The sequence below is a fragment of the Stenotrophomonas sp. YIM B13575 genome, from assembly GCF_042787595.1.
GTDB lineage: Bacteria > Pseudomonadota > Gammaproteobacteria > Xanthomonadales > Xanthomonadaceae > Stenotrophomonas > Stenotrophomonas lactitubi_B.
Window position 1 is genome coordinate 1 of the sequence record NZ_JBHZOP010000205.1, and the last position, 2313, is coordinate 2313.

The window sequence follows — 2313 nt, forward strand, 5'->3', positions numbered from 1 at the left end:
CCGTTGGCGCCATGGATGGCGCCATCGAGCCCCCATGGATGGGTTTACGGCGTGTCCTGCAAGCCCACACCACCCCGCCAAACCACAGATGGCCCGCTCTTGCTGTTGCTCCGGCTTTTGCCGTTGCCTAAAGGCCTCTGCGGGTGCCGGGCGCCGCCCGGCCGACTTCCGCCACTTGCGGTGGCAAGCCCTGCCCACTAGCCTTCGGCGGTCGTTCACCACCCAAGGACCGCCCGTGAAACACCGTCATCTCCTGCTGGCCGCAGCAATCGCCGCCGCTACGCTGGCCTTGGCCGCCTGCAAGAAGGAAGCTGCCCCAGGCACCGATACCGCCAGCAGTAGTGCACCGGCCGGCGAAACCGCTGACCAGTTCGTGGCCCGCATCAATGCCGAATTCAAGGCGGCCTACCCGGAGATGACCTCGGCCCAGTGGCTGTCCTCCACCTACATCAACAGTGATTCAGAGCGCATCGCGGCCAAGGCCAACGAGCGTTCGCTGACCCAGCTCAACAGCTGGATCGAGCAGGCCGGCACGTTCGACGGCAAGCCGATGAGCGAGGACAGCAAGCGCGCGATCCACCTGCTGAAGCTGATGTCGTCGATGCCGGCGCCGCGCGACCCGGCCAAGCTGGCCGAGCTGACCCAGATCGCCACCCGCATGGAAGGCAGCTACGGCGCAGGCAAGTACTGCACCGACGCCAACGATCCGAACTCCTGCCGCCAGCTGGGCGAGCTGGAGCAGGTGCTGGCGCGCAGCCGCGATTACGACCAGCAGCTCGATGCCTGGCAGGGCTGGCACAGCACCACCAAGAGCATGCGCGGTGATTACCAGAAGTTCGTCGGCCTGGTGAACGAAGGTGCCAAGGGCATGGGCTTCACCGATGCCGGGCAGATGTGGCGCAGTGGCTATGACATGCCGCCGGAGCAGATCGGCCCGGAAACCGATCGCCTGTGGGAACAGGTCAAGCCGATGTACGAGCAGCTGCACTGCTATGCGCGCGGCAAGCTGGACAAGACCTATGGCAAGGACAAGGCCGAGGTGGGCAACGGCCTGATCGCCGCACACCTGATGGGCAACATGTGGCAGCAGGACTGGTCCAACCTGTGGGACCAGCTGGAACCGTACCCGGGCGCCGGCAGCCTGGACATCACCGCGGCGCTGGAAAAGCAGTACCAGACCAACCTGAGCGCGGCGCTGGCCAAGGCCGGCAAGGATGCGAACGTGGCCGCGCAGTACAAGGCGCAGCGCGAAGCCGAACTGCGCACCGCCAAGCAGATGACCGAGCGTGCGCAGGATTTCTACGTGTCGCTGGGCATGCCGTCGTTGCCGCAGTCGTACTGGGACAAAACCCAGTTCATCAAGCCCGATGACCGCGACGTGGTCTGCCACGCCAGTGCCTGGGACATGAACATGGAAGGCGACGTGCGCACCAAGATGTGCATCAAGCCCAACGAAGAGAACTTCACCACCATCTACCACGAGCTGGGCCACATCTATTACGACCTGGCCTACAACCCGTTGCCGCCGCTGTTCCAGGGCGGTGCCAACGATGGCTTCCATGAAGCGATCGGCGACACCATCGTGCTTGCGATGACGCCGAAGTACCTCAGCTCGATCGGGCTGGTCGACGCGCCGACCGAAAGCCGCGAGGCGGTCATCAACAACCAGATGCGCATGGCGCTGTCGGGCGTGTCGTTCCTGCCGTTCGGGCTGATGATCGACCGCTGGCGCTGGGGCGTGTTCGATGGTTCGATCACCGCGGACAACTACAACAAGGCCTGGTGGGACCTGAAGGCCAAGTACCAGGGCGTGGCACCGGCCAGCACCCGTGGCGAGGAGTTCTTCGACCCGGGTGCCAAGTACCACGTGCCGGGCAACACCCCGTACACCCGCTACTTCCTGGCGCGCATCCTGCAGTTCCAGTTCTACAAGGGCCTGTGCGATGCCGCCGGCTTCAAGGGCCCGCTGCACGAGTGCACCTTCTACGGCAACAAGGAAGCGGGGCAGAAGTACTGGGCGATGCTGAGCAAGGGCGCCAGCCAGCCGTGGCAGGCCACGCTGAAGGAACTGACCGGCTCGGACAAGCTCGATGCCGGCCCGATGATCGAGTACTTCAGCCCGGTCAATGCCTGGTTGAAGCAGCAGAACGAAGGCCAGATGTGCGGTTGGCAGGCCAGCGCGGCACCGGCAGCGGCGGCGAAATGAAAGAAGGGGCGGGTCCGCGAGGATCCGCCCCTTTTGATCCGGTAGCGCCGGGCCATGCCCGGCGGCTTTTCATCACACCGCTGCGCTCGCCGGGCATGGCCCGGCGC

At 65.1% G+C, this 2313-nt stretch carries 1 protein-coding gene; it reads left to right on the forward strand.

Annotation, left to right across the window (positions count from 1 at the left end):
* Nucleotides 1–235: 235 nt before the first annotated feature.
* Nucleotides 236–2206, forward strand: coding sequence for a M2 family metallopeptidase (locus ACFX4F_RS21055; RefSeq protein WP_380658304.1), 1971 nt, complete (start codon nt 236–238; stop codon nt 2204–2206).
* Nucleotides 2207–2313: the final 107 nt, after the last annotated feature.